2 protein-coding genes and 1 pseudogene are annotated in these 2227 nt (G+C 54.9%); all 3 read left to right on the forward strand.

Annotation, left to right across the window (positions count from 1 at the left end; translation table 11 throughout):
- On the forward strand, positions 1–202 hold a 202-nt coding region (locus QZ329_RS15520; protein WP_295753901.1), incomplete at its 5' end, for a hypothetical protein.
- 407 nt (positions 203–609) lie between these two features.
- Positions 610–1014: pseudogene (locus tag QZ329_RS15525) on the forward strand (sigma factor-like helix-turn-helix DNA-binding protein); the annotation flags it as partial.
- A gap of 1092 nt (positions 1015–2106) precedes the next feature.
- The coding region (locus QZ329_RS15530; protein ID WP_295753902.1) for a transposon-encoded TnpW family protein at positions 2107–2227 on the forward strand (121 nt) is incomplete at its 3' end.

Raw genomic sequence — 2227 nt, forward strand, 5'->3', positions numbered from 1 at the left:
CCTGCCGGATGGTGTACGCATGGTTTGGGCGATCTGCAACATCGTCCTTGCGCTGACGGGCCTCCTGTTCTCCGTGATCTGCGTAAAGAGCGAGGAAAGCCGAAGCGCCATTAACATCATGTCCACGGTAATCAGCGTGGCGCTGGTGCTGATAATGCTGGGGATTGTCGCCCTTGCCTTGGTTCTCAATTTTTTGCAGTAATACCAGATTGGGAAACTGACTTGTAGCCAATATTTGAAAAACTGCCGCACGACGGCAAAAGAAAAAAAGCTGTCGTACAGCACAACCTGTCATGCCCTAAAACGGCGGCTTTTGAGAAATTGAAAGCCGCCGTTCTTATATCCGCTGGCGGCATATATAGGAGGATGCCGCCATGCGATTACAGGTAGATAGGCACTTGTCAAAAAAAGCCTGACCCTTGCAACGGCGTCCCCTACCCAGGTTTGCAAAAATAGTCGTTTTCTGACGGCTCATAATGTTGTTACTTGCCCCCGAATGGCCTTGTGCCGTCCGGGGGCTTTTGCATTTCCTGCCCAGCGACAACGGCCCCGCTGCCGCTCCCCGCCCCCTCCGTTCAGACCCCAAAAATCTGAACGGAGGAAAGGACGATGGAAATCACCATCAACTACTATGGACAAGCTGTGTCCGTTTCGGTGGAGGTCTACGAGTATCTCACCCAGGCCGACCACAAAGCGGAGAACCTTGCACATGAACAGCGGCGGCACTGGGATGGACGCGAGTTTGACGAGTACATAATCAGCACCGAGGGCCGCTTGCCTTACTGCGCCACCCCGGAAGAATTGATTTGCCAGCGGGAAACACTGGATGAAATTCTGGCGGTGCTGGCCCTCTGCACTCCCACCCAGCGGGAGCGGTTTTTGCTCTACGCCCTGCATGATTTCAGCTATGCGGAGATTGCCGAGATGTGCGGCTGTACCAAAGTCGCAGTCTATTACAGCATTGAGGCTGTCCGCAAAAAGTTTTTGAAATTTTTCAGAAACCTACTTAACGATTGCCCCCCTAAGTGGCTACCAGGTGAGGGGTGTTTGCTCCATCACCGGGAGGGACAAGCAGTTTCGGCTGTTTGTCCCTCCTGTCATTTAGGAGGCTATATGAAAATCATCAACCTGCGGCTCCGTTACCCCCACTGTCAGCAGGACAAGCTGGTGGAGGTCAGCGAGGAAGTCTTTGACGTGCTGTGCCAGTCCGTCAGGGAAATGCGGAACTATGAGCGCCGCAAGCGGTATCACCGGGCGTTCTACTCGCTGGACGCTTTCGACTGGACGGAGAACTACGCTTTGGAACACAGCCCGTCCCCGGAGCAACTTGTCATGCTGGCGGAGGAACGGGCAGAACGTGACCAGCTGGCCGCTGCCTTGCGGGAAGCCCTGGCCTATGCCACCCCCACCCAGGCCCGCCGGATTTGCGCCTACTATCTGGGAGGGTTGACCCAGCAGCAGATCGCAGACCAGGAACGCGTTCACAACAGCAACGTGTGTCTCTCCATCCGCCGGGGCTGTGCAACCTCCACCGCTACTACGCAGACCACCCCCAGGGAAAGTGAGGGCGGCATGGCGATCATCAATTTGCGAAAGCACTACTACCCGCTCTACACGAAAGACACTTTCATCGAAGTGCCGGACGAGGTTGCCGCCGTTATGGAGGAATGTCGGCTCTATGAAAACCGGCAGGAGGGCAGAAAAAAGTATTATCACGTTTATTCGATGGACTGTACCCCAGCTATTGAGAACCACGCTATGTTCCTGGTGCAGTCCCCGGAGGATTTGATTATTCGGGAGATTGACGAGACCGCTGAAGAATTGCTATTGGCACATCTGGCGGAGGCCATCATCCAGCTATCCCCTACCCAGGCGCGGCGGCTCCATGCCCGGTATGCCTTGAAGAAAAAGTTTCGGGAAATTGCGGCGGACGAGGGTGTCAGCGGAAGTTGTGCCACCGAGAGCGTTACCAGCGCAGTTAGAAAACTGCGAAAGATTTTTGCACAAAATGGCTGGCTGGAAAAGGAGCCGCCTATGGCAAACAAACTTCCCAACGCTACCGCAGGCATGACCTTCCCCCGGCCCAAGCCAGACACTCCGCCCTCTATGGTGAAGAAAATCGGCAAAACCACCTACCTTGTATGGGCGCATTTCAGCGAAACCAGCACTGAAACGATGGAGGACAAAATCAAGCGTATGCTCCGCGAGGAAGTCCGCCAGATGATGG

Origin of the sequence: uncultured Oscillibacter sp. (genome assembly GCF_910579365.1) — a bacterium.
Taxonomy (GTDB): Bacteria; Bacillota; Clostridia; order Oscillospirales; family Oscillospiraceae; genus Oscillibacter.